The sequence below is a fragment of the Salinispora sp. H7-4 genome (assembly GCF_013416675.1).
GTDB classification, from domain to species: domain Bacteria; phylum Actinomycetota; class Actinomycetes; order Mycobacteriales; family Micromonosporaceae; genus Micromonospora; species Micromonospora vitiensis.
Window position 1 is genome coordinate 167,724 of record NZ_JABZED010000033.1, and the last position, 20,998, is coordinate 188,721.

Genomic DNA, 20,998 nt, shown 5'->3' on the forward strand with positions numbered 1-20,998 from the left:
ACCACCGGCCGCCCATCCCGCTTGCTGAAACCACCGGGCCCGTGCGCCGATTCGCCGCGCCCCAGCATTCGTGCACAAACTACCCGATTGCCCGCATTGCAGGGCCTTTCACTAACCAAGCGTGTCCTCCGGGCAACGCTGGGCGTTAACAGACAACGTGGGCCGGGCCAAGGCCAGGGAGCAGTCACACGACGTACCGGGGCACTGGCTACCCTCGCAGGGAGCCAAGCCCGCGAAACAAGGATTTCCGACATGAGTGAACCCGTGCAGTTGCCGTCGCCCTGGCGGGACGTGCGCCTGACCGTGGTAGTGCCGACCTACAACGAGGTGGGCAACCTTCCAGCGCTGGTGGAACAGCTACTCGCGCTACCCTTGCCGGGCTTGAAGGTCCTCGTGGCCGACGACAACTCGCCGGACGGCACCGGCGAGGTCGCGGACAAGCTGGCCCTGGAGCACCCGGGCCGGATCGAGGTCGTCCACCGGGCCGGCAAGGAGGGCCTGGGCCGGGCGTACGTGGACGGCATCGGGCGGGCCCTCGACGACGGCGCCGAGTTCGTGGCGCAGATGGACGCCGACCTGTCCCACCCACCAGACGCGCTGCCGGGCATGCTGGGCGCACTGCTGTCCACCCAGGCGGGTGTGGTGATCGGGTCCCGCTACGTGCCGGGTGGCGAGCTGGACGAGAACTGGCCGCTCTACCGGCGGGCATTGAGTGGCTGGGCGAACCTGTACGTACACACCCTGCTACGGGTACGGATCCGCGACCTCACCGCCGGTTTCAAGATCTGGCGGGCCGACGCGCTGCGCGACATCGGCCTGCAGCGGGTGCAGTCCAATGGGTACAGCTTCCAGGTGGAGATGCACTACCTGGCCACGAAGCTGGGGCACACGATCCTGGAGGTGCCGATCCGGTTCGAGGAGCGGCGAGACGGCGCCTCGAAGATGACCACCGCCACCAAGATTGAAAGTGCCCTGATGCCGTTCCGCCTGCGCAGCAAGCACCGCAACGTCGAACGCTGAGCTGGCCGCCGGGACGGCGTCACGGCCAGTTTCCGGTAGCGCGTCGAGACGGGCGCGGTGGCGGCGGGGTTCGCACCACGCCGCGCCACGGTCAGCGGTAGACCGCGCGCTGGGCGGCGCCGACTGTCGCCGCGTACACACCACCGGTGAACGCGGCGTCGCGGGCCACCGCCGCCCGCGCCGCGTTCGCACCCGGCGCCCCGTGGACCCCGGCGCCGGGATGCGCCGACGAACTGGCCAGAAATAGCCGGTCAACGGGGGTGTCGGCGCGGCCGAGTCCCGGGATCGGGCGGAAGAAAAGCTGTTGGTGGGCGGCGGCCGTGCCACCACCGATTGTCCCGCCGACCAGGCTCGGGTCGCCCGCCTCCAGGTCCGCCGGTCCCGCCACGTGCCGGCCCACCACCAGCGCGCGGAAGCCCGGGGCGGCCTCCTCCAGCACCTGCTCCATCCGCTGCACCTGCGCGGCGATCTCCTCGACCCGCCACCGCCGTCGGAACGGCAGGTGGGTGTACGACCACAGCGACTCGGTACCGGGTGGTGAACGGCTGGGGTCGGCCACCGTCAGCTGCCCGACCAACAGGAACGGGTCCCGGGGGAGTTCCCCGCGGGCCAGCGCCGCCGCATAGCTGGTCAGCCCGTCGAGATCGGCTCCGAGGTGCACGGTGCCGGCGGTGGCGACCGCCCGGTTGCGCCACGGCACCGGGGCGGAGAGCGCCCAGTCGACCTTCAGCGTCGAGCCGTCCCAGCGAAACTGGGCCAGGTCCGCCACCAGCCGCGGCGGCAGGACGTCGGCCCCGACCAAATCCAGATAGAGCGCGGGTGCCGGCACGTCGGCGAGCACCGCGCGGCGGGCCCGCCAGAGCCCGCCGTCCTCGGTCCGGACGCCCATCGCCCGCCCCCGGGCGGTCAGCACCCGATCCACCCGCGCGCCGCAGCGGAGCTGGCCGCCCCGGTCGGTGAGCCGGGCCACCAGCGCATCGGTGATCTGTTGGGCACCGCCGTCCGGCACCGGCCAACCGACCTGCTGACCGAGCATGGCCAGCAGCCACCCGTACGCCCCGGAGCCGGCCTCCTCCGGGGCCAGGTCGGTGTGCAGCGCGCAGCCGGCGAGCAGCGCCGTCCCGCCCGCTCCGGTGAAGAGTTCGTCGCCGAGCCGGCGTACCGGTGTCACCAACCGGCGGGCCAGCCGCAGCGCGCCAGCGACCCGCAGCCGGCGTAGCAACGCGAGGCTGCTGCGCACCGGCGGGAAGGGGGTGGTGATGGCGTCCAACACCGGGCCGCCCACCTGGCGCCAGTCGTCGTAGGCCGTCAGCCACCGTTCCCCGTCACCAGCCCCGAAGCTCTCCAGGGAGGCGGCGGTGGTCTCCGGGTCGCGGTTGAGCACCGCCGCCCGCCCGTCCGGCAGCAGGTGCGCCAACACGTCTGGGGCATGTCGCCACCGCAGCCCGTACCGGTCCAGGCCCAGCCCGCGTAACACCGGCGACGCGTAGCCAAGAGGGTAGAAGGAACTGTAGAGGTCGCTCAGGTAGCCGGGTGCGGTGACCTGGGCTGACCGGACCGCGCCACCGGGCGCCCCGGTCGCTTCCAGCACGAGCACGTCCCAGCCGGCGTCGGCGAGCAGGTTGGCGGCCACCAGGCCGTTGTGGCCCGCTCCGATGACGATGGCGTCCGGGGACGCCACATCGACTCGACTCACTCGATCATGTTAGCCAGCGGTCTCCGGGAACGATTAGCGTTTGCCCGGGGCTACCCGGGGCATCTACCGCCGCATGTACACGGTTACTCAGCTCATCGGCGGGGTGTGGGGGGCCGGCGGCGAGGGCGGCGACCTGGTCGTCCACGACCCGGCCGACGGCACTGCGGTCAGCTCGGTGCCGGTGGCGACGGCGGAGGAGGTCCGCAGGGCGGTGGCGGCGGCACGGAGCGCCGCCACCGAGTGGGCCAGGACACCTCCGGCGGAACGGGCCGCCGCCCTCCATCGGGCCGCGGACGCGGTGGCGACGGCCGCCGCCGAGCTGGCGCAGGCCACCACCGTGGAGATGGGCAAGCCGCTCGCGGATGCGCGGGGCGGGGTGGAGGCGGGCGTGGCCACCCTGCGCCAGTACGCCGAACTGGCACCGATCCGCGGTGGCCGGACCCTACACGGCGCCGCGGAGGCGATCGACTTCATGCTGCCACAGCCGCGCGGTGTGGTCGCCGCCATCACCCCCTGGAACGATCCGATCGCGGTCTCCTGTGGCCTGCTCGGCGCGGCGCTGGTCACCGGCAACGTGGTGCTCTACAAGCCCAGCGAACGGACTCCGGCGACCGGATGGCTGCTGGCGAAGGCGGTGGACACGGCGCTACCGCCCGGCGTGCTCTCGCTACTGACCGGCGGGCCAGAGGTGGGCGCGGCACTGGCCGCCCAGCCGGTGGACGTGCTCGCCCACGTCGGTTCGACCGCCACCGGCCGGACGATCGCCGCCGCGGCGGCCCGGACCGGGGCGAAGGTGCTCCTCGAAAACGGTGGCTGCGACCCGCTCGTCGTTGACGCGGACGTGGACCCACAGTGGGCGGCCGAGCAGGCCGCCATGGGTGCGTTCGCCAACGCCGGCCAGATCTGCGTTGCCGTGGAGCGGATCTACGTACACCGGGATGTGGCCGAGGACTTCGTTGCCGCCCTGGTCGACCGGGCGCGGGCCCTGCGTACCGGACCGGGCGTCGATCCGGCGACGGAGCTGGGCCCGTTGGTTGACCGGCGGCACCGCGACCACGTACACGGGCAGGTCACGGCCGCGGTGGCGCAGGGAGCCCAGCTTCGGGTCGGCGGCACGCTACCGGATGGCCCGGGTGCCTTCTACCCGGCAACGGTGGTCACGGACTGCCGGCAGGACATGCCCCTGGTTCGCGACGAGACCTTCGCCCCGGTCGCCCCGGTCGTGGTGGTTGACTCGTTCTCGGCGGGCCTCCGGTGCGCGGCCGACTCGCCGTACGGGCTCGCCGCGACCGTACTGACGGGGTCGATGAGTCATGCGCAGCGCGCCTGCCGGGACCTCCCGGTCGGCACCGTGAAGATCAACGCTGTCTTCGGCGGGGCGCCGGGTGGGGCTGCGCATCCGCGTCGGGGCAGCGGGCAGGGCTTCGGGTACGGGCCGGAGTTGCTCGACGAGTTCACCGCCACCAAGGTGGTCCACCTTCAGGCGCCGGGCGGCGGACACTGGTGAAGTGGGCCACCCGGCGCCGAAAGGGTGGTGTCACGGCGCTCAGCCGGGGTCTACCGGCTCCGGCCCTGCTGCCGGGCCTGGGCGGTCCGCCGGTTGTTGGCCTTCTCGATCGCCTGCACCAGTTCCGGCTTGGTCATGGTTGACCGGCCGGAGATGTCGAGTTTGCGGGCAACCCGCAACAGGTGATCCTTGCTGGCGTTCGCGTCAACGCCCCCCGCTGTCGCCGCGCGGCGCCGGGGACCGCCACCGGCGGCCTGTCGGTCACTCGGACCCTTGCGGCCCTTCGGCTCCCAGTGGTCGCCGACCTTCTCGAACTCATTCTTGACCGCCGCGAACGCGGTCCGGCTGGCCCGCTCCCCCCCGCCGTACGTCTGCAGGGCCGAGTCGTGGGTCTTCTCCCAGGTACGCTGCGCCTTGTCTGGGGAGCGTCGCAGCGTACTGGGCATGTCCTCCCGCCCGGGCATCTCGATCCTCCTCCACGTCAGTGCGTCTACAGTGATCTTTCCCCACGGCCGATCCGACAAACCGGATCTGTCCGGGGTTTACCCCCGGAGCCCGTCGGGTAGCGCAGAAGACATGGAACGCGGCAGCAGCAAGCACGGACCGAGGCTCGACGACGAGATGGAGAGCGAGGTCAGCGGCCTCGTACAGGGTCCAGGAGCGGCCGGCTCGCGGGTCAACGAGTTCCGTCAGCCGGAGCCGGCGGGCGAGGACCAACCGGAGCCCAGGACGGCGCCGGCCGGCGCGCTGCGCAGCGGCAGCCCGCAGGGCATGAGCTCCGACGATGTCGAGGCCCGCAGCCGGCTCGGGCGGTTCATCACGATGACCGCCCTGCCGGGCGACCGCGAGACCCTGGTCGCCAACGCACGGGACAACGACGCTCCGGCCGACCTGGTCGCCGCGCTGGAACGCCTACCCACGGGGACCCGCTACCAGACGGTCTCGGAGATCTGGGCTGCGCTCGGCCACCGCAACGAGACGACCCGCTGGTAACCCGGGACGTCACCCGGACCGAGCCGCCGAAAACGGCGGGGAGGAGGAGCTGATGAGTGGTGTCATGGAATACGTGGATGTCGCCGTCCCGATTCGCACCGCCTACGACCAGTGGACCCAGTTCGAGGAGTTCCCACACTTCATGGAGGGGGTAGAGGAGGTGCGGCACCTCTCCCCGACGATGACCCACTGGACCGTGGAGATCTCCGGGGTACGGCGCGAGTTCGACGCCGAGATCACCGAGCAGCTCCCGGACGAGCGGGTCGCCTGGCGCTCGATCGGTGGCACCCAGCACGCCGGGGTGGTCACCTTCCACCGGCTGGACGAAAGCACCAGCCGGGTCACGCTCCAGCTCGAGTTCGAGCCGCACGGCGCGGTGGAGCACGCTGGCGACACGCTCGGCGTGGTGGACCACCGGGCCAAGGGTGACCTGGAACGGTTCAAGCAGTTCATCGAAGAGCGCCACCATGCGACCGGTGCCTGGCGCGGCAAGGTCGACCGCGCGCAGCCCTGACCCGTAGCGCTCCCCGCCGACGGCCCCCGGCACGACCGGGGGCCGTCGGCGGGTTTCGCGCGGCTGGAAGTCGGGTACCGCCGAAGGTATGACCGACGACAAGGCGTGGCGTGACGAGGAGCGGACTCCCCTGGCGGAGCTGGACCGGGCCATCGCGCGTTCGGCGATGGACGGCCAGGCCGACGACGTGACCGCGAACGACGCCGGCGAGGAGGCCGCTTTCGGGCACGGTCCCCAGGCGGTGGACCGCGGCGGCCAGGCCGCCGGGACCGGCCGGGAACCGACTGACCCGGACCGGGCCTATCGCCCGTCCACGACCGGGCGGACCGGACCGGACACCATGTGATCTCGAACACCGACCTGCGCCCACCGGGGTCGGTTCTCCCGGTGCCGGTGCGCCCCTACCGACAGGACGCACCGGCACCGGCGCGAGCGCTGGGCGCCCCTCGGCAGGTCCCGCATCGCTTCGGCGGGGCCGGGACACCGGCCCGGGTCGGCCAACCGGTCGAGGAACAAAACCGCTGACCAGGCGAGGTCAACCACCCGTTCCGCGGGTTAGTCTCGTTCCCCATGCGCGCACCGTTGGAACGGGTCAACCCCCGCCTGCTCGCTGACGCCGCCCGCTCGACGCTGGCGTCGCTGTCCAGCACCGTGGGCACCGACGGCCTGGCTGCGGCGGCAGCGCGGCCCGGGCTCCTCGCCCTGGTCGACCAGCACGCCGCGGCGGTCCGGGAGAGCCTGAATGGGGATCACCGGCCGCTCACGGTCGCTGCCCTGGCCGGCTACACGGAGGGAATCCACGCCGCCGCCCGGGCCCACGACTGGCATCCGCCGGCGGGGCCGATCGACTGGGCGGCGCCGCCGGACTGGCTCCTCACCCGCCTCCTCGCGGTCGCCGCCCTGGCCAGATCCCTGGACGGTCCCCGGCCGGCCCCGCTCCCGCCGCTCTGAACCGAATCGGGGGTGGCCCCGATGATGGTGACCACCCCCGTCCTCCGGTCGCCGCTCAACGGTCGAACTGTTGGGTGTCATCGCCCGACCTGCGACCACCGCTACCCGCGGTCGCCGCCTCGTGGGACTTCTCCTGCGCCCGTTCCCGTTCGGGCCCGGTCCGGTCGGCCATCTGCCGTTCGACGTCGCTACGGCCGGCTCCCTGTGCCTGTCGGTGCTGCTGGACAGCCCGTCCCTCCTCGGCCATCCGGCTCAGCCAGCCCTCCCAGCGGCCCTGCATCGGCTTGACCAGACCACCACCGACACCCACGATCAGGATGCCGGCCACCGTGGCGAGCACGGCGATCAGCACCGGCGTGGTCACCGTGGTGGCGATGCCAACCTGGTTCAGCGCCGCGATCACACCGAGGGCCAGGATGAAGACGGCCGCCGCATCGGCCAGGACCCGGCCGTACGTGAGACCGCCGAGCGCCCCACTGACCAGGTCACGGACCGCGCTCGCAATGGCCGCGGCCACCACCACGATGACGATCGCCACGAACGCTCGGGGTATCCAGGCCACCACGCCACTGATCAGGTCACTGATCGCGTTGGGTCCCCACACCCCGAAGGCGAACTGCAGCGTGAACAGCAGTACGGCGTAGTACGCGAGCCGCGCGAGGATGTCGCTGGCGTCGTACCTGGTACGCGCCAGGGCCCGTTTGATGCCGCCACGCTCCACGGCGCGGTCGAAGTTCACCCGTTCCAGCGCCGCGTCCACCGCTTTGAGGACGGCTCGGGCGATGAGCCATCCGATCACAAGGATCACGATGAACGCGACGGCTCTCGGTATGAACAACAGCACCGCCCGCCACATATCGGTCAAGGCGGCCCCGATGTCGACCTGCCGCACCGCGAGGGTTTCCGGCATGATGCCCTCCTTCACATGGACTACCTCGCGCGCATACCCCGTCACCGCACCGGCACTCCGTAGCGATCCTCGGCGTTTTCCGGGCCGTCGCGGGGTCGCCTTGAGCTGCCGACGAAGACCGCTCCGTAGCCAAGGCTGCCGAACCCACACCGGCGCGGGGTGCGGTGCTACTGGTCGGTTCCGCGGGCGAGAAGGGCCCGGGCCAGGTCGTGGCCGGAGCGCCAGGCGGTCTGGGCACGGGGCGGGCCGAAGGCGTCACCGGCCAGGCCGATCCCGTCGTCGTCCAGGTGGTACGTAGCCGTCACTTCCACGGTCGGCTTCGCGTACGTCCACCGGTGCACGTACAGCTCCTCGGCCGACATCGGCAACGCGAGCAGGTCGCGAACGGCCAGCTCGATGGCGGAGGCCGCAGCGGCGGGCTGAGCCAGGTGCGCGGCGGCGAATTCCGGGGTGCTGTGCGCGACGAGAACCGGTGCCGCGTCGCCCCGGCGGTCGCCATCATCGCAGACCAGCGCGAGCACCGGATGGGCGTTGACGAAGGCGCCGCGTAGTTCGCCCCAACAACGTTCCGGGAAGCGCAGCATCGCGGCGAGCGACGGCGACCAGCCCTGGGCTCGCGTGGCCCGGGTCGCGGTGGTCAGGGCCGGGTCCAGCAGCGGCGCCGCCTGCGGGCCGGGCATGGCCAGCACCACCGCCGCGCAGGACTGCCCATCCACGGTCGGGCCGGGTCCGACGCGGTGCACCGGACGGCCGAGGTCCACCGGCAGGTCCTGGGCGAGCTGCTCCACCAGCGAGCGCAGCCCGCGGGGTGCGGCCCAGCGCATGGGCCCCGCCACCTCCCGCCGGCCTGCACCGCGGTACGCGAAGAAGGTGTCGGTCCATTCGCGGGCCAGGCCCGCCGCCCGCCACTGCCGCAGCACCGCGGCGAAGCCCGGGTCGCTGACCGTCAGGTACGCGGCGCCCAGGTCCACCGGGCGCCCCGCGAAACGCCGGCTGGCCATCCGTCCGCCGGCCACCCGCCCCCGCTCCCGCAGGTGCACCGGTACGCCCGCCCGGGCCAGTTCACGGGCGCACGCCACCCCGGCCAGGCCCGCGCCGACCACCACCACGCCTGCCGCTTCCCCGGACACCGGTCGAGCCTACTGGCCGCCGGTGCGCCGCCACCCTGGTTCGGCCCCGCCGGGGCGCGAGCACGGGTTACCCCCTTGGCCGAGGGGGAACGTGGCTGGTTGACGAAGGAGGAGACTCATGAACACACCTTCGCGTCCGACCTCGGCCTGGCGTCCCGGACTACCGGGCGGCGACACCATCCCCTCCGGTCCGGCGGGTCATCCGTCGCCCCCCAGCGGCGACGGCGACGGGCCGGGGATGGGGCCGCCGACGATGACTATCGGCTCATATCCGGACTATCGCACCGCCCAGCGGGTTGTTGACTACCTGGCGGACAACCGGTTCCCGGTGGAGCACACCGCCATCGTCGGCACCGACCTCACCCTGGTCGAGACGGTCCTCGGCCGGCTGAGCACCGGGCGGGCGGGGCTGCTCGGTGCCGGTACCGGCGCATGGTTCGGTCTCTTCATCGGGTTGCTGTTCGGCATCTTCACCGCGGGGAACTGGCTCGCGGTGGTCCTCGCCGGTCTGGTGATCGGAGCGATCTGGGGTGCGGTGTTCGGGGCGGTGGCGCATGCGATGACCGGCGGTCGCCGCGACTTCACCTCGGCCAGTTCACTGCGCGCCAACCAGTACGCGGTCATCGTTGATCAGCAGTATGCCGAGCAGGCCCGTCAGCTGCTGGGCCGGCTCCACCTGCAGGCACCGCAGCGACAACCGGACTAACCCTCACCAGCGCACGCGGCTGCTGGCCGGGTGGAAGGACTGGAAGGACGGTGCCGGACCGACACCGCGTGTACCCCGGCCGCCAGCGGCGGCCGGGGTACACGCACCACGTCAGGACAGCGCGAATATGCCCGCGACGCCCAGGAGCACCATCACCAGGACGGCCACCAGCGCCCCCCGCTCCCCCTCGGCCGCCGATGGGCGGTCCTCGGTTCCGCGGTTCCTCGTCTCACCGGGCATTGACTGGCCTCCTCGATGCTCGGGGCTAGTCCCGTCCGGCTGCCGGCCAGTCGGGATGTCGGTCCGAATCAGGGCGACGCGCCCGTTGCCGCGAAGGCTGTTGCGCTCCCCCGCTGGACGCACCGAGGAATGAGTTACCCACCGGGGCAGGGAGTAACCGTGCCGAGCCACCTGCTCGCCCCGGCGGGCGGGAGGCCGGGGCGCGGGGACGAGCGGGCGGTGGCCGGGCTGCAGGGCCCGGCCACCGCCAAATCAGATCAGCGGGGTTCCCGCCACATCGGCCAGAACGGCGTGCCGTCGGGCAACCGGAACGGCTCACGTACCTGGTAGCCGTGCTTGGCGTAGAGCTCGACGCCAAGCTCGCTGGACGCCTCCAGATATCCGGGCATCCGGTTGGCGTCCAGCCACGCGTGGTGGTGCCGCAACAGCGCGGTGCCCACGCCCTGGCCCTGCCGGTCCGGCTGCACGGCGAGGAAGGCGAGGTGGTGGTGGTCGGGCTGCGGATGGTTCGCGGCGAAGAGCTCATCGAGGTGGGCGAAACGATCCGTCCACTCGCCGCACACCGCGGCGAGCCGGGCATCGTAGTCCGGTGGCGGCGGCGCCGGATCCGCACCGATCGCGGGGAACCAGACGGCCACCCCGGTCAGGTCGGTGGTGCCGAAGACCAGGCCGTGCCGCATCGCATGGTCGACCAGGATCTCGAACTGTCCGGCGAGCACCGCCTCCCGCTTGCCTTCGTCGGGCACCAGCCAGCGCGGCGCGTCGAGCACCAGGAATGCCGCGGCGATCCGCTCCGCGACCAGCTGCGTCCGTTCCGGCCCGAGCCGCTCGACACCGATGCCGGTCACCGCCGGGCCTCCGCCTGCTCCGGCGCCGCTGCCCGTGACTCGGACGTCTCCGGCAGGGCCGTGGCGGCGCTCTCCGCGCCGAGCCCGATCCGGGCGTAGATGACCGGACGGCTGACCCGCAGGACCAGCCCCCACACCACGCCCAGCAGCGCGGCCACCAGGTACGCGATCGGGACTCCCCAGCGCAGGGTGTGGTCGGCCGGGACGCCGAGCAGGTCGGCGAAGTTGAGCACCGCCAGGGTGAAGACACCCAGCAACGCCACCGCGGCGAGCCCGGGCGCCACCGCCCGCCGCCACAGCGACTCCCCCTGGCCGTTACGGGCGAAGTAGGAAATCACCGCGATCGAGGTGGTGGCGATCAACAGCAGCACCCCGAACGAACCGCTGGTGCCGCACCAGAAGAAGAGCTGCACGATCGGATCCCACCCGTTGACCGCGTACAGCAGGATCACGACCAGGCCGAGAGCGCTCTGGGCGAGGGAGGCCGTGCGCGGGGCGCCGCTGCTCGGCGAGGTCCGCCCGAAGGCCGCCGGCAGCACCCGCTCCCGGCCGAGGGCGAACGCGTACCGGGCGGTGGTGTTGTGGAAGGAGATCATCGCGGCCACCACCGAGGTCAGGAACAGCACCTGGCCGATGGTCACGACCGTGTCGCCGAGGTGCTCGGCGGCCAGGTTGAAGATCAACGCGACACTCTGCTCGCCGGCCTGCTCGGAGATCTGGTCCGGCCCGACCGCGACGGTCATGCTCCAGGACGAGAGCGCGTAGAGGCCCGCGATAATCGCGATAGACAGGTAGGTGGCCACCTTCACCGTTCGGCGGGGATCCTTGCTCTCCTCGCTGAACACCACCGCTGCCTCGAACCCGACGAAACCGAGGATCGCCAGCACCAGCACCGCGCCGAGGCCGGGGACGAAGAGGTTGTCCGGTGCGAAGGCGGCGAAGCTGACCTCGCCACCGGCGGGGTTGCCCAGCTGGGCGATGTCGAACACCAGGACCACGGCAATCTCGGCGAGCAGCAGCACCGCGAGGACCTTGCCGTTGATGTCGACCCGAAGCAGCCCCAGCACGGCGACGAACGCCCAGGCACCGAGGGCCACCAGCCACCACTGCACGCTGACTCCGAAGAGCCGGTCCAGGACCGGTTCGGCGGCGGCGCCGATGGTGCCGTACAACCCGACCTGCAGGGCGTTGTACGCGATCAGCGCCACCCAGGCGGCGCCGACACCGGCCGGACGACCCAACCCGCGGGAGATGTACGAGTAGAAGGCGCCGGCGTTTACCAGCCGGCGGGCCATTGTCACGTAGCCAACGGAGAAGAGGGCGAGTAACGCGGCGACCATGAGGAAGGCCAGCGGGATGCCGAGCACGCCGATGACGCCGTAGCCGGTGGTCACCACACCCGCCACCACGGTTAGTGGCGCGGCTGCGGACAGGACGAAAAAGACCACCGATGGCACACCGAGCCGGCCACGGGCCAGCGCATCAGAGACGTTGCTCGGTTTTTCTATGGTTGCTGACGAGGGCATTGACCACTCCGGTTTAGGGACACGAGGGATGTTGTTTCGCGATCACAGGGAACCGCGCAGCACCGCCGCCCCGACAGCGGCCTCGGTCTGCGTCGCCAGTTCCTTCAATGGCGGGGGCAGCGAGGCGACCAGTTCGGTGAACCGGTGCTCGGCTCGGGGCCCGACGCTCCACAGCACCTCCCGGGTGAGGCCCGCCGCACCGATCAGCCCGAGTAGCACCGCGTCAGCGAGGGTCGGTGGTGGGTCCGACCGCTCCAGCAGCACCCGCAGGCGGGTCGCCGGCCAGGCTGCCGCGTTCGGATCCACCGGGACGTAGCCGACCTTGCTGCGCAGCAGTCGCCGGCTCTCCTGACGACGCAGCACGCCCGCCCGGGACAGCCGCTCCCCCACCGAGGTGGCGGCACTCTGAGCGAGGAAACTGAGCCAGATGCGCACCGACCGGTGTTGCGCCTCGCCGACCAGCTGGTCCAGCACGGTATGGGCGAGTGCATCGGAGGGCGGCCGGGTATTGAGGACCGAAACATCACCACCGGCCACAGTGATATGTCCGCCGAGGAGCAACTCACTGAGGAGGCAGCCAGCCAGCCCGAGGCCGGTGGCGGACGAGTGCAGCTTCGGCCTACCCCGGGTATCATTGTGAGCGATCAGGAAGAATTCGTCGGCGACCAGCAACCCGGTCCTCCCACCTGTCATCCACAGTGATCGCAACTGGGCAAGGATGCATTGCACCGCGCGTAACTGCAACTCCCAATTAGAAGGGTTGCACTCCGTATTCATGCGAGCTGGGAATCTTGCCGTGCCGGATTCGGAGGGTGACCGCAAGCCTGACCGAACGCCGTGACCGAATGGCCGACCAGCTCGCGCACATCGCGGCAGTCGCACAGTTTCCGAGCTTTACGGTGCAAGTACTACCGGCCTGGCGTACCGCCCTCCGGCGTTGACGGGGTACGCGGCGCCCGACCCACCGACGGTGGGACACTCCTGCCGTGTTCTCCGAAGCCCCCATTGACCTGCCGGTCCGGCCGGTGGTGCCCGCGGTGCTGGCGGCGCTGCACGCTACCGGCACCGCGGTGTTGGTTGCGCCGCCGGGCAGCGGCAAGACCACGCTGCTCCCGCTCGCCGTGGCCGAGGAGGTGACCGGCCGGGTGCTGGTGGCGCAGCCCCGCCGGATGGCCGCCCGCGCCGCTGCCCGCCGGATGGCCGCGCTGCTCGGCGAACGGGTGGGCGAGCGGGTCGGGTACGCGGTGCGGGGCGATCGCCGGGTCGGACCAGGCACCCGGATCGAGGTGGTGACGACCGGCCTGCTGGTCCGCCGGCTGCAGCGCGACCCGGAGCTGACCGGCAGCAGCGCCGTCCTGCTCGACGAGATCCACGAACGGCAGCTCGACGCCGACCTGGCGCTCGCATTCACGGTGGAGGCGCGGGCCGCGCTCCGCCCGGAGCTGTGGTTACTCGGCATGTCGGCCACCCCCGACTCGGATCGGGTCGCCGCGTTGCTCGGCGGTGGCACGCCCGCACCGGTGGTGCAGGCGTCAGCGGCGGCGCACCCGGTGACCCGGATCTGGGCACCGCCGCCCCGCCCGGTCCTCCCCGCCGGCGGTGGCCGGGTGGATCCGGTGCTACTCGACCATGTCGCGGCCACCATCCGGCGGGCCCTACGCGAGCACGACGGCGACGTGTTGGTCTTCCTCCCCGGCACGGGAGAGATCGCCGCCATCCGCGCCCGACTGGCCGGCCTGCCCGCCGAGGTCGCGGTCCTGCCGTTGCACGGCCGGCAGCGCCCAGCGGAGCAGGACGCCGTGTTGCGGGCGCAACCGTCCCGGCTCGGCGGGTCCGACGCCGCACCCCGCGCCGGCTCCGACCGCGACCGTCGGCGGGTGGTGCTGGCGACATCGGTCGCCGAGAGCAGCCTGACGGTGCCGGGGGTACGGGTGGTCGTCGACTCGGGGCTGGCCCGCGTCGCGCGTACGGACCTCGCCCGCGGGCTGGGCGCGCTGGTCACCGTCCCGGTGTCCCGGGCCGCCGCCACCCAGCGGGCCGGTCGGGCCGGCCGGGAGGGCCCGGGGCAGGTGTACCGCTGCTGGTCGGCTGCGCACCACGAGCGACTCGCCGCACAGCCGGAGCCAGAGATCGCCACCGCCGACCTCACCCGGTTCGCGCTGGACATCGCGGCCTGGGGCACGCCGGACGGACACGGCCTCGCGCTGCCGGACCCGCCGCCGCCAGCCGCGCTCGCCGTGGCCCAGGAGTCTCTGGTCGCACTCGGCGCGCTTGACGCCGATCGGCGGGTCACCAGCCGCGGCCGGGCGATCGCCGCGGTCGGCACGCACCCCCGGCTGGGCCGCGCCCTGATCGACGGTGCCGCCCAGCTGGGCCCGGACCGCGCGGCCGAGGTGGTCGCCCTCCTCGCCGAGGAGGGGATCGCCGGCACCCGGGACGACCTCACCGCCGCGCTGCGACGGCTTCGCTCCGGAACGGACGCCGTCGCCACCAACCGCTGGCGAGCCGAGGTACGCCGGCTGCGTACCGCCCTGCCCGGGGGCCCGGTACCGACGACGTCGGAGCCCAGCCGCCCCGACGACCTGGCCGCGGGACTGGTCGTTGGCCTGGCGTACCCGGAACGGCTGGCCCGCATCCGGCGGCCGGGCGACCCGACGTACCTGATGAGCGGTGGGACCGCCGCGACGCTGGCGCCCGGGTCGGCGCTGACCGATGCGGTGTGGCTGGCGGTCGCGGTCGCCGACCGGACGCCGGGCGCGCCGGCTGCCCGAATCCGACTGGCGGCTCCGATCGACGAGGCGGCCGCCCGGGCGGCCGGCGGCTCGCTACTGACCACGGCGCGCGAGGTGGCCTGGTCCGGGACGGATGTGGTGGCTCGGGAGGTGGTCCGACTTGGCTCCCTCGACCTCGTGGAACGCCCGCTCGTCGCGCCACACCGGGACGAGCTGCGCAACGCGCTCGTGGCCGGCCTGCGCCGTACCGGGCTGGGGCTGCTGACCTGGTCCCCGGCGGCCCGGGCGTTCCGCGAACGGTTGGCGTTCTGCCACACGGCCCTCGGCGACGGGTGGCCGGAGGTGGGCGACGAGGCGCTGCTGGCGGCGGCGCCGGACTGGCTCGCGCCGGAGCTGGCCGGGGCACGGCGGCGGGCCGACCTGGCCCAGATTGATGTGCTCTCCGCGCTGCGCCGCCTGCTGCCCTGGCCACTCGCGGCCCGCCTGGACGAACTCGCCCCGGAACGACTCACGGTGCCCAGCGGTTCCCGGATCCGCGTCGACTACACGGATCCGGCCACACCGGTGTTGGCGGTCCGGCTCCAGGAGACCTTCGGCTGGCCGGAGGCACCCCGGATCGCTGCTGGTCGGGTCCCCGTCCTACTACGACTTCTCTCCCCCGCCGGGCGTCCGGTCGCGGTCACCGCGGACCTGGCGTCTTTCTGGCGGTCCGGCTACCCGCAGGTGCGGGCGGAGCTGCGCGGGCGCTATCCACGGCACTCCTGGCCGGTGGATCCGACGACCGCCGAACCGACCCGGCGGGCCAATCCGCGCCGCCGCTGAGGCTCACTCCGCCACCAGGTCGGCGACGACGGCGGTGATGTTGTCCGGGCCGCCGGCGTGCAGCGCCAGGTCGATCAACTTCCGGGCGCACTCGGTCCGGTCGGGGTATTCGGCGAGCACCTCGGTGAGCGTCTCGGGGCGGACCACGTTCGACAGCCCATCGCTGCACAGCAACCAACGATCGCCGGCCCAGGGGACCATCGTCGCGTAGGCCGGGGAGATCTCCTCGCCCTGCAGCGCCTGGGTCACGACCGCGCGCCGGGGGTGGCTACTCGCCTCATCCGGGGTGATGACCCCCTGGTCAACGAGGAGCTGCACGAACGTGTCGTCCCGGGTGATCTGTTTGAGCACGCCCTCGCGGAACAGGTACGCCCGGGAGTCACCGACGTGGGCCAACGCGAGGCAGCTGCCCGTTCGGGAAAGGAGCAGGGCGGTCAGCGTGGTACCCATGCCCTGGCGTTCCGGCTCGGCACTGACGGCCTGCCGAATTCGTGCCGTCCCCACCGCAATGGCCCGCTGCAAGGCAGCTACCAGCTCATCTTCGGGGGTCGCCACGTCGATGGGCGCAATCGAACTGATCGCCATCGAGCTGGCAAGATCACCAGCGGCCATCCCACCCATACCGTCGGCGACGGCGACGAGCCAGCTACCTGAGTGCAGGGCGTCCTGGTTCCCACTCCGGATCAGCCCACGGTCGCTCATGCCGAACGAACGCAGCTTCAAGGTCATGGGAGGCAGCCTGCCAGGCGAAGAGGCCGTTGTCTCAAGGAGGCACCCCGGCCCGGCGTGGCGCGGCGAATCTCACCGTTGCCGAGCCCACCGGCGGAAAGCCGGCGCCTCAGCCGGACAGCGGCGTAGGTATCTCCCCGCCGACGCGGGCATCGCCAACTCCGCTCACTCGAACAGCGAATGCCGGGTGCCCGGTTCCTCCCGGCGACGCGCGCCCCGCCGCCGCTGGATGATCACCAGGTCGACGACGGCGACCACGGCGAAGAGGGCGCAGACCACCCCCAGCCAGACCACCCCCGCCCGGAACGCCAGCACGCCGAACACCACCATCGTGACCAAGCCGAAGCTGGCGAGCACCAGGCGAAGGTTGAGCGCGCTGTAGGCGTGACCGACGGTGCCACGGGCACGCCGGGGCTGCGATCTCGTCATCACCTGGGCCTACCCGCCCAGGGCCCGCCTAACCCGGAGCCCGTTCCGGCCAGCGCCCACCCCACCAGGAGCCAACCCCGGCCAGAAGCAACGTCCGGCCGAAGTTGTTCCGACCGTGCGGGCTGGCCGCGGTGAATCGGCTCACCACCCGGGTTAGTCGCGTTACACCAACACACCGCACGCCGGTCAATCCGGGTTTCGGCGAGGAACATGGAGACATGACCAGGACGCCCCCGATGCCAGTGACCGTCTCAGTCGCCCGACGCACCGACCCGGCTCGAACCCAGGAGATGGTGGCGTGGATGCGCGCCGGTACGGCGTTGGCGGAGGCGTTTCCGGGCTTTCTCGGGGCCGGATGGATCCGCAGCGCCCCCGGATCCGGCGAGTGGCACATGCTCTACCGGTTCGCCGACGACGAGACGCTGCGTCGCTGGGAGGAGTCACCGCAGCGGCACTGGTGGCTGGCCTCAGCGCAAGGCGTCGTCGAGCACACCCAGGTGGAACGCCGGACCGGGGTCGAGGGCTGGTTCTCCCGGCGGGGGCAGGCTGTCGAGCCGGTCAGCGCAGAGCCGACCGCTCCGCCACCGTCGCCGCCACGTTGGAAGCAGGCGGTGACGATCTGGTTGGCGTTCTTCCCCCTCAGCCTGAGCGCGACCCTGCTGACCGGCTGGCTCATCCCGGATGTCCCGGTGCCGGCTCGGGTGCTGATCATGACATTGACGCTGACACCACTGATGACGTACGTGGTGCTGCCCCGGATCACCCAGGCGCTCGCCTGGTGGCTGCACGGCCGGCCTCCCGCCCGCGGCCCACGATGAGGACCAACCGCGGTTCCCGCGCGCCAGCTGGCGCCGCGCCGCAGTTCGGTGCTGCATATCCGACACTCCCGACCACCACCCCGACCGCACCCATAGAGTGCCCAGGCAATCACCCGCCACTCGGCCGCCTGGGGAAGCCATGCCTCGACGCTGGGTCACCGCCGTCCTCTGCCTACTCGCGCTCGTTGCACTCGCCTGCGAAAACGGCGGCGGCACAGCACCCAGCCCCGGTCCAGGGTCCCCCGGCACCGAGGCCGGCGGGATCGCCGCCCTCGGTGACTCGATCAGCACCGGCTTCGGTTCCTGCCTGGTAGTGACCCCGTGCGAACGCAACTCCTGGTCAACCGGGAACAGCCTCCGGATGGAGAGCCACTACCGACGGCTACTGGACCATGATCCGGCCATCCGTGGGCAGGCGTTCAACCACGCGCAGGCGGGAGCCCGGGCGTCTGCGCTCGCCGGCCAGGCGAAGCAGGCGACGCGGGACCGACCGGGCCGGATCACCGTGCTCATCGGCGCCAACGACGTCTGTCACGGCGAGGTAGCGGCGATGACCCCGGTGGAGACGTTCCGGAGTCAGGTGGACCGGGGGCTACAGGTGCTGGGTGCGGAGCTGCCGAAGGCGCGGCTGCTGGTGGTAAGCATTCCGGACCTGTACCGACTCTGGGAGGTGGGGCACACCAACGAACGGGCGGTACGGGCCTGGAGTCTGGGAATCTGCCCGGCCCTGCTCAAGAATCCGACCTCCACCGACCCGGCGGATCGTTCCCGACGAGACGCCGTACGCGAACGCGTCGCCGACTACAACGAGCAGCTCGCCGCGGCCTGCGCGGCGTACGGCTCCCGTTGCCGCTACGACGACGGTGCCGCCCACCGGCTCCGGTTCACGCTGGACCTGGTCAGCACCTTTGACTGGTTCCATCCCAACCTCGCCGGCCAGGAGCGGCTCGCCGAGGTCACCTGGGAAGCCTGGGGACGCATCGCCTGAATTGGCGGTCCCCCGTGTCATCACACCGGCCACCCACCCCCCTGTGCTGGTGGTACAACGCCCGCGACCGTGCGGCGAGTTCCCTGGTTGCCGAGGAACTCGCCCAGGTACCCAGGATGATGGCGACCCCCGGCAGCACCTTCGCGACAACCCGTTTGGTGGCCCGCGCACCGGCCATCTGGGCAAGTTGGGCACCGAGGCGAAGCGTCACCTGGCCGAGCGGGGCCTGACCGAACAGGGCCTGACCGAACGGGGCCGGACCGAACAGGGCCGAACCGAACGGGGACGGACGGAGCGGGGCCTGGCCGGCGCCAGGACCGAAGAGCGCATCAGCGCGCTCTCGGCCGGCGGCCGCCCCGAGCGCGAGCCGTGCGTCGTGCGCGGCCTGGTGCACCTTCTGCAACACCAGCAGGTCAACGGCGCGGTCATGGTGCGTGGCGTCCAGCCCGTAGGCGGCTGCGACGTGCAACACCATCCGGGCCTGGGTCCAGGCGAGGAGACCCACGTCGATCACCAGGCCGGGCAGGCCCGGTGCTCCGGAGGCCACCTCGGGGAACCGGGCGTGGTTGACGAATCGGCGAACCGCCTGCTCGGCCAGGTCCTCCTCCGGCACCATCTCGGACTGCTCGGCGCGGACCCGCCGCGCCCACTGAGCCGCCTCCGGGCCGAGTTGGCGCACTGCTGCCAGGGCGAGGTGCTCCGGTGCGTACTGCGGGTCCTCGCGCATCCGGTCCCACAGCTCGGCTGGCGGCTCCGCGACGGCCGGGGCCGCCTCGGGTGTCTGCGGCGGGCGAGCGCCGGGCTGACCATCGGCGGGCGCGGCATCAGTCACTGTGGGCTCCCCGGGGTCTGTGGCTGGGCGGCCTACCTGCCAGCTTCACCGCTGGCGCGCACGCGGTCAACGATGGTGTTCAGGTTGCACGGGCGAACCTGCGGCTGCTGCGGCGTGCCGGGCATTGCCTTCGCCGCCCCCACCCGTTCAGATGTTGTCCGCTGGGTGAGCGGAGAAAATGCCCCGATCCGGTGGATGGGAGACAAGTCGGCCTCCTTCCGTGGTGCGGTATCCAGAGGTAGCTCGCCGGGACAACCCCCGCACCGAGCCACCGAACGGTCTGTCCACTGTGCCTGACCACTCGGTGGGCGTACGGCGAGTTGACGCCGGTCGCCGGGCTCCTCCCCGGTCGGCAGGGGCGTCCCGGCGCAGCGAACGCCCATCCTGGCAGCCCGGCCGGGAGCGCGGACCGGGACCCGGTCCGGGGGCCCGGCGGAATGCCGCGGGACTGCAGGTAGTTTCCCCAACCGGGTGCCGTTCGTGCAGGACGGCCCACAGCCACATCCAGGGAGGTCCGCACCGGTGCTCGACCCACACGAGCTCTACGAACTCACCGACGATCTGCCCGACCTCGGGCAGCCCGTCCTGATCCAGGCGCTCTCCGGCTTCGTTGACGCCGGTAACGCCACCCGGTTGGCACGCGAGCAACTACTCACCTCGCTCGACGCGCGGCCGGTGGCCCGGTTCGACCTGGACCAGCTCTTCGACTACCGCTCGCGCCGGCCGATGATGACCTTTGTCGAGGACCACTGGGAGTCCTACGACGCGCCGGCCCTGGAGCTGCACCTGCTCCGCGACGACGCCGACACCCCATTCCTGCTGCTCACCGGCCCCGAGCCGGACCTGCAGTGGGAACGCTTCGTCGCCGCCGTGGCCGGGCTCTCCGCCCGGTTGGACGTCCGACTGACCGTCGGGCTCAACGCCATCCCGATGGCGGTGCCACACACCCGCCGCACCGGCGTCACCGCCCACGCCACCCGACGTGAACTCACCGCGGGCTACGAGCCATGGCTGCAACGGGTGCAGGTGCCGGGCAGCATCGGGCACCTGCTGGAGTACCGCCTCGGCGAGCAGGGCCGGGACGCGCTGGGCTTCGCGGCGCACGTGCCGCATTATGTCGCGCAGACCGAGTACCCCGCCGCCGCCGAGGTGCTGCTCGCCTCGGTGTCACGCAGCACCGGGCTCCTCCTGCCCTGTGAGAACCTGCGGGCCGCGACCGAGGCGGTGCGGACGGAAATCGACCGGCAGGTTGCCCAGACCGAGGACGCCGCAGCGCTGGTCCAGGCGCTGGAGGAGCAGTACGACGCCTTCACCCGGGGACGCGGCCAGCCGAACCTGCTCAACACCGGGTCCGAGGCCCTGCCGACCGCCGACGAGCTGGGTGCCGAGTTGGAACGTTTCCTGGCCGAACAGACCCGCCCCAACGACAACCCCGGCGGCTGAACCGGCCGCCGGGGCCGACGGGACGCCAAGCTGACCGCAGGACCCCGGTCGGTCCGCCGAGCGCGGTCACCTGCGGCCCGCCGGGCCACGCCGAGAGCGCGGGACGGGGAGCGGCACCGAGCGCGGAACGGGGAGCGGCACCGAGTGCCCTCCCCGACGGCCCG

22 protein-coding genes are annotated in these 20,998 nt (G+C 72.1%); 11 read left to right on the forward strand and 11 right to left on the reverse strand.

From position 1 onward, the window contains the following. Window positions 1-252 precede the first annotated feature (252 nt). Entirely contained in the window at window positions 253-1,020 is a 768-nt protein-coding gene (locus H0524_RS15260; RefSeq protein ID WP_018725579.1) for a polyprenol monophosphomannose synthase, read from the forward strand. A gap of 91 nt (window positions 1,021-1,111) precedes the next feature. Here H0524_RS15260 and H0524_RS15265 read toward each other — a convergent pair whose 3' ends face one another. Further along, complete coding sequence (locus H0524_RS15265; protein ID WP_375372005.1) at window positions 1,112-2,701, reverse strand: phytoene desaturase family protein; 1,590 nt, start codon at window positions 2,699-2,701, stop codon at window positions 1,112-1,114. A gap of 88 nt (window positions 2,702-2,789) precedes the next feature. Here H0524_RS15265 and H0524_RS15270 point away from each other — a divergent pair, with 88 nt between their 5' ends. Next, window positions 2,790-4,223: an aldehyde dehydrogenase gene (locus tag H0524_RS15270; protein WP_180199270.1), complete on the forward strand. Its 1,434-nt coding sequence runs from the start codon at window positions 2,790-2,792 to the stop codon at window positions 4,221-4,223. A 50-nt stretch (window positions 4,224-4,273) separates the two neighbouring features. Here the strand turns inward: H0524_RS15270 and H0524_RS15275 are convergent, their stop codons facing one another. Beyond that, the gene (locus tag H0524_RS15275) at window positions 4,274-4,687 is read right to left on the reverse strand and encodes a ChaB family protein (RefSeq protein WP_180199225.1); all 414 of its coding nucleotides are present in this window, start codon (window positions 4,685-4,687) and stop codon (window positions 4,274-4,276) included. A 112-nt stretch (window positions 4,688-4,799) separates the two neighbouring features. On the opposite strand from H0524_RS15275, the gene H0524_RS15280 reads away from it, so the two are divergent. The 4 genes from H0524_RS15280 (at window position 4,800) to H0524_RS15295 (ending at window position 6,681) form a co-directional block, all read left to right on the forward strand. After that, entirely contained in the window at window positions 4,800-5,216 is a 417-nt protein-coding gene (locus tag H0524_RS15280; protein ID WP_180199226.1) for a DUF2795 domain-containing protein, read from the forward strand. Window positions 5,217-5,268: 52 nt separating this feature from the next. Further along, window positions 5,269-5,730, forward strand: a complete 462-nt coding sequence (locus tag H0524_RS15285; protein ID WP_180199227.1) for an SRPBCC family protein — start codon at window positions 5,269-5,271, stop codon at window positions 5,728-5,730. Between the two features lie 88 nt (window positions 5,731-5,818). Beyond that, the gene (locus H0524_RS15290; protein ID WP_011905647.1) at window positions 5,819-6,076 is read left to right on the forward strand and encodes a hypothetical protein; all 258 of its coding nucleotides are present in this window, start codon (window positions 5,819-5,821) and stop codon (window positions 6,074-6,076) included. Between the two features lie 224 nt (window positions 6,077-6,300). After that, a complete protein-coding gene (locus H0524_RS15295; RefSeq protein WP_180199228.1) occupies window positions 6,301-6,681 on the forward strand; it encodes a DUF6401 family natural product biosynthesis protein in 381 nt (126 codons plus the stop codon). Between the two features lie 55 nt (window positions 6,682-6,736). On the opposite strand, the gene H0524_RS15300 is transcribed toward H0524_RS15295, so the two are convergent. Both H0524_RS15300 and H0524_RS15305 read right to left on the reverse strand, forming a co-directional pair. Continuing rightward, on the reverse strand, window positions 6,737-7,591 hold the full coding sequence (locus tag H0524_RS15300) for a hypothetical protein (RefSeq protein ID WP_180199229.1): 855 nt from the start codon (window positions 7,589-7,591) through the stop codon (window positions 6,737-6,739). Window positions 7,592-7,758: 167 nt separating this feature from the next. After that, window positions 7,759-8,700, reverse strand: coding sequence for an NAD(P)/FAD-dependent oxidoreductase (locus tag H0524_RS15305; protein ID WP_180199271.1), 942 nt, complete (start codon window positions 8,698-8,700; stop codon window positions 7,759-7,761). Between the two features lie 259 nt (window positions 8,701-8,959). On the opposite strand from H0524_RS15305, the gene H0524_RS15310 reads away from it, so the two are divergent. Further along, entirely contained in the window at window positions 8,960-9,427 is a 468-nt protein-coding gene (locus tag H0524_RS15310) for a general stress protein (RefSeq protein ID WP_180199272.1), read from the forward strand. A gap of 111 nt (window positions 9,428-9,538) precedes the next feature. Here the strand turns inward: H0524_RS15310 and H0524_RS24910 are convergent, their stop codons facing one another. The 4 genes from H0524_RS24910 to H0524_RS15325 form a co-directional block, all read right to left on the reverse strand. Then, window positions 9,539-9,667, reverse strand: a complete 129-nt coding sequence (locus tag H0524_RS24910; protein ID WP_018725569.1) for a hypothetical protein — start codon at window positions 9,665-9,667, stop codon at window positions 9,539-9,541. A gap of 257 nt (window positions 9,668-9,924) precedes the next feature. Continuing rightward, window positions 9,925-10,515, reverse strand: a complete 591-nt coding sequence (locus H0524_RS15315; RefSeq protein WP_018725568.1) for an N-acetyltransferase — start codon at window positions 10,513-10,515, stop codon at window positions 9,925-9,927. Further along, the gene (locus H0524_RS15320; RefSeq protein ID WP_180199230.1) at window positions 10,512-12,041 is read right to left on the reverse strand and encodes an APC family permease; all 1,530 of its coding nucleotides are present in this window, start codon (window positions 12,039-12,041) and stop codon (window positions 10,512-10,514) included. The genes H0524_RS15315 and H0524_RS15320 overlap by 4 nt, the downstream gene beginning before the upstream one ends. Window positions 12,042-12,083: 42 nt before the next feature. Next, window positions 12,084-12,713 carry a GPP34 family phosphoprotein gene (locus tag H0524_RS15325; protein WP_180199273.1) on the reverse strand — a complete coding sequence of 210 codons (630 nt, stop codon included), beginning with the start codon at window positions 12,711-12,713 and terminating at the stop codon, window positions 12,084-12,086. Between the two features lie 314 nt (window positions 12,714-13,027). Here H0524_RS15325 and hrpB point away from each other — a divergent pair, with 314 nt between their 5' ends. Next, window positions 13,028-15,595, forward strand: coding sequence for an ATP-dependent helicase HrpB (gene hrpB, locus H0524_RS15330; protein ID WP_180199231.1), 2,568 nt, complete (start codon window positions 13,028-13,030; stop codon window positions 15,593-15,595). 3 nt (window positions 15,596-15,598) lie between these two features. Here the strand turns inward: hrpB and H0524_RS15335 are convergent, their stop codons facing one another. Together H0524_RS15335 and H0524_RS15340 are read right to left on the reverse strand one after the other, a co-directional pair. Further along, window positions 15,599-16,324: a PP2C family serine/threonine-protein phosphatase gene (locus H0524_RS15335; protein ID WP_180199232.1), complete on the reverse strand. Its 726-nt coding sequence runs from the start codon at window positions 16,322-16,324 to the stop codon at window positions 15,599-15,601. Window positions 16,325-16,489: 165 nt separating this feature from the next. After that, window positions 16,490-16,753 carry a DUF6343 family protein gene (locus H0524_RS15340; protein ID WP_018725563.1) on the reverse strand — a complete coding sequence of 88 codons (264 nt, stop codon included), beginning with the start codon at window positions 16,751-16,753 and terminating at the stop codon, window positions 16,490-16,492. Window positions 16,754-16,971: 218 nt separating this feature from the next. On the opposite strand from H0524_RS15340, the gene H0524_RS15345 reads away from it, so the two are divergent. Both H0524_RS15345 and H0524_RS15350 read left to right on the forward strand, forming a co-directional pair. Further along, window positions 16,972-17,571 (forward strand): antibiotic biosynthesis monooxygenase, encoded by a 600-nt coding sequence (locus H0524_RS15345; RefSeq protein ID WP_180199233.1) that lies wholly within the window; start codon window positions 16,972-16,974, stop codon window positions 17,569-17,571. A gap of 139 nt (window positions 17,572-17,710) precedes the next feature. Continuing rightward, window positions 17,711-18,559 (forward strand): SGNH/GDSL hydrolase family protein, encoded by an 849-nt coding sequence (locus H0524_RS15350; RefSeq protein WP_180199234.1) that lies wholly within the window; start codon window positions 17,711-17,713, stop codon window positions 18,557-18,559. On the opposite strand, the gene H0524_RS15355 is transcribed toward H0524_RS15350, so the two are convergent. Next, window positions 18,528-19,391: a hypothetical protein gene (locus H0524_RS15355; RefSeq protein ID WP_309225118.1), complete on the reverse strand. Its 864-nt coding sequence runs from the start codon at window positions 19,389-19,391 to the stop codon at window positions 18,528-18,530. The two genes, H0524_RS15350 and H0524_RS15355, sit on opposite strands and share 32 nt — an antisense overlap. A 522-nt stretch (window positions 19,392-19,913) precedes the next feature. Between H0524_RS15355 and H0524_RS15360 the strand changes: the two genes are divergently transcribed. Continuing rightward, the gene (locus H0524_RS15360) at window positions 19,914-20,834 is read left to right on the forward strand and encodes a proteasome assembly chaperone family protein (RefSeq protein ID WP_180199235.1); all 921 of its coding nucleotides are present in this window, start codon (window positions 19,914-19,916) and stop codon (window positions 20,832-20,834) included. Window positions 20,835-20,998: the final 164 nt, after the last annotated feature.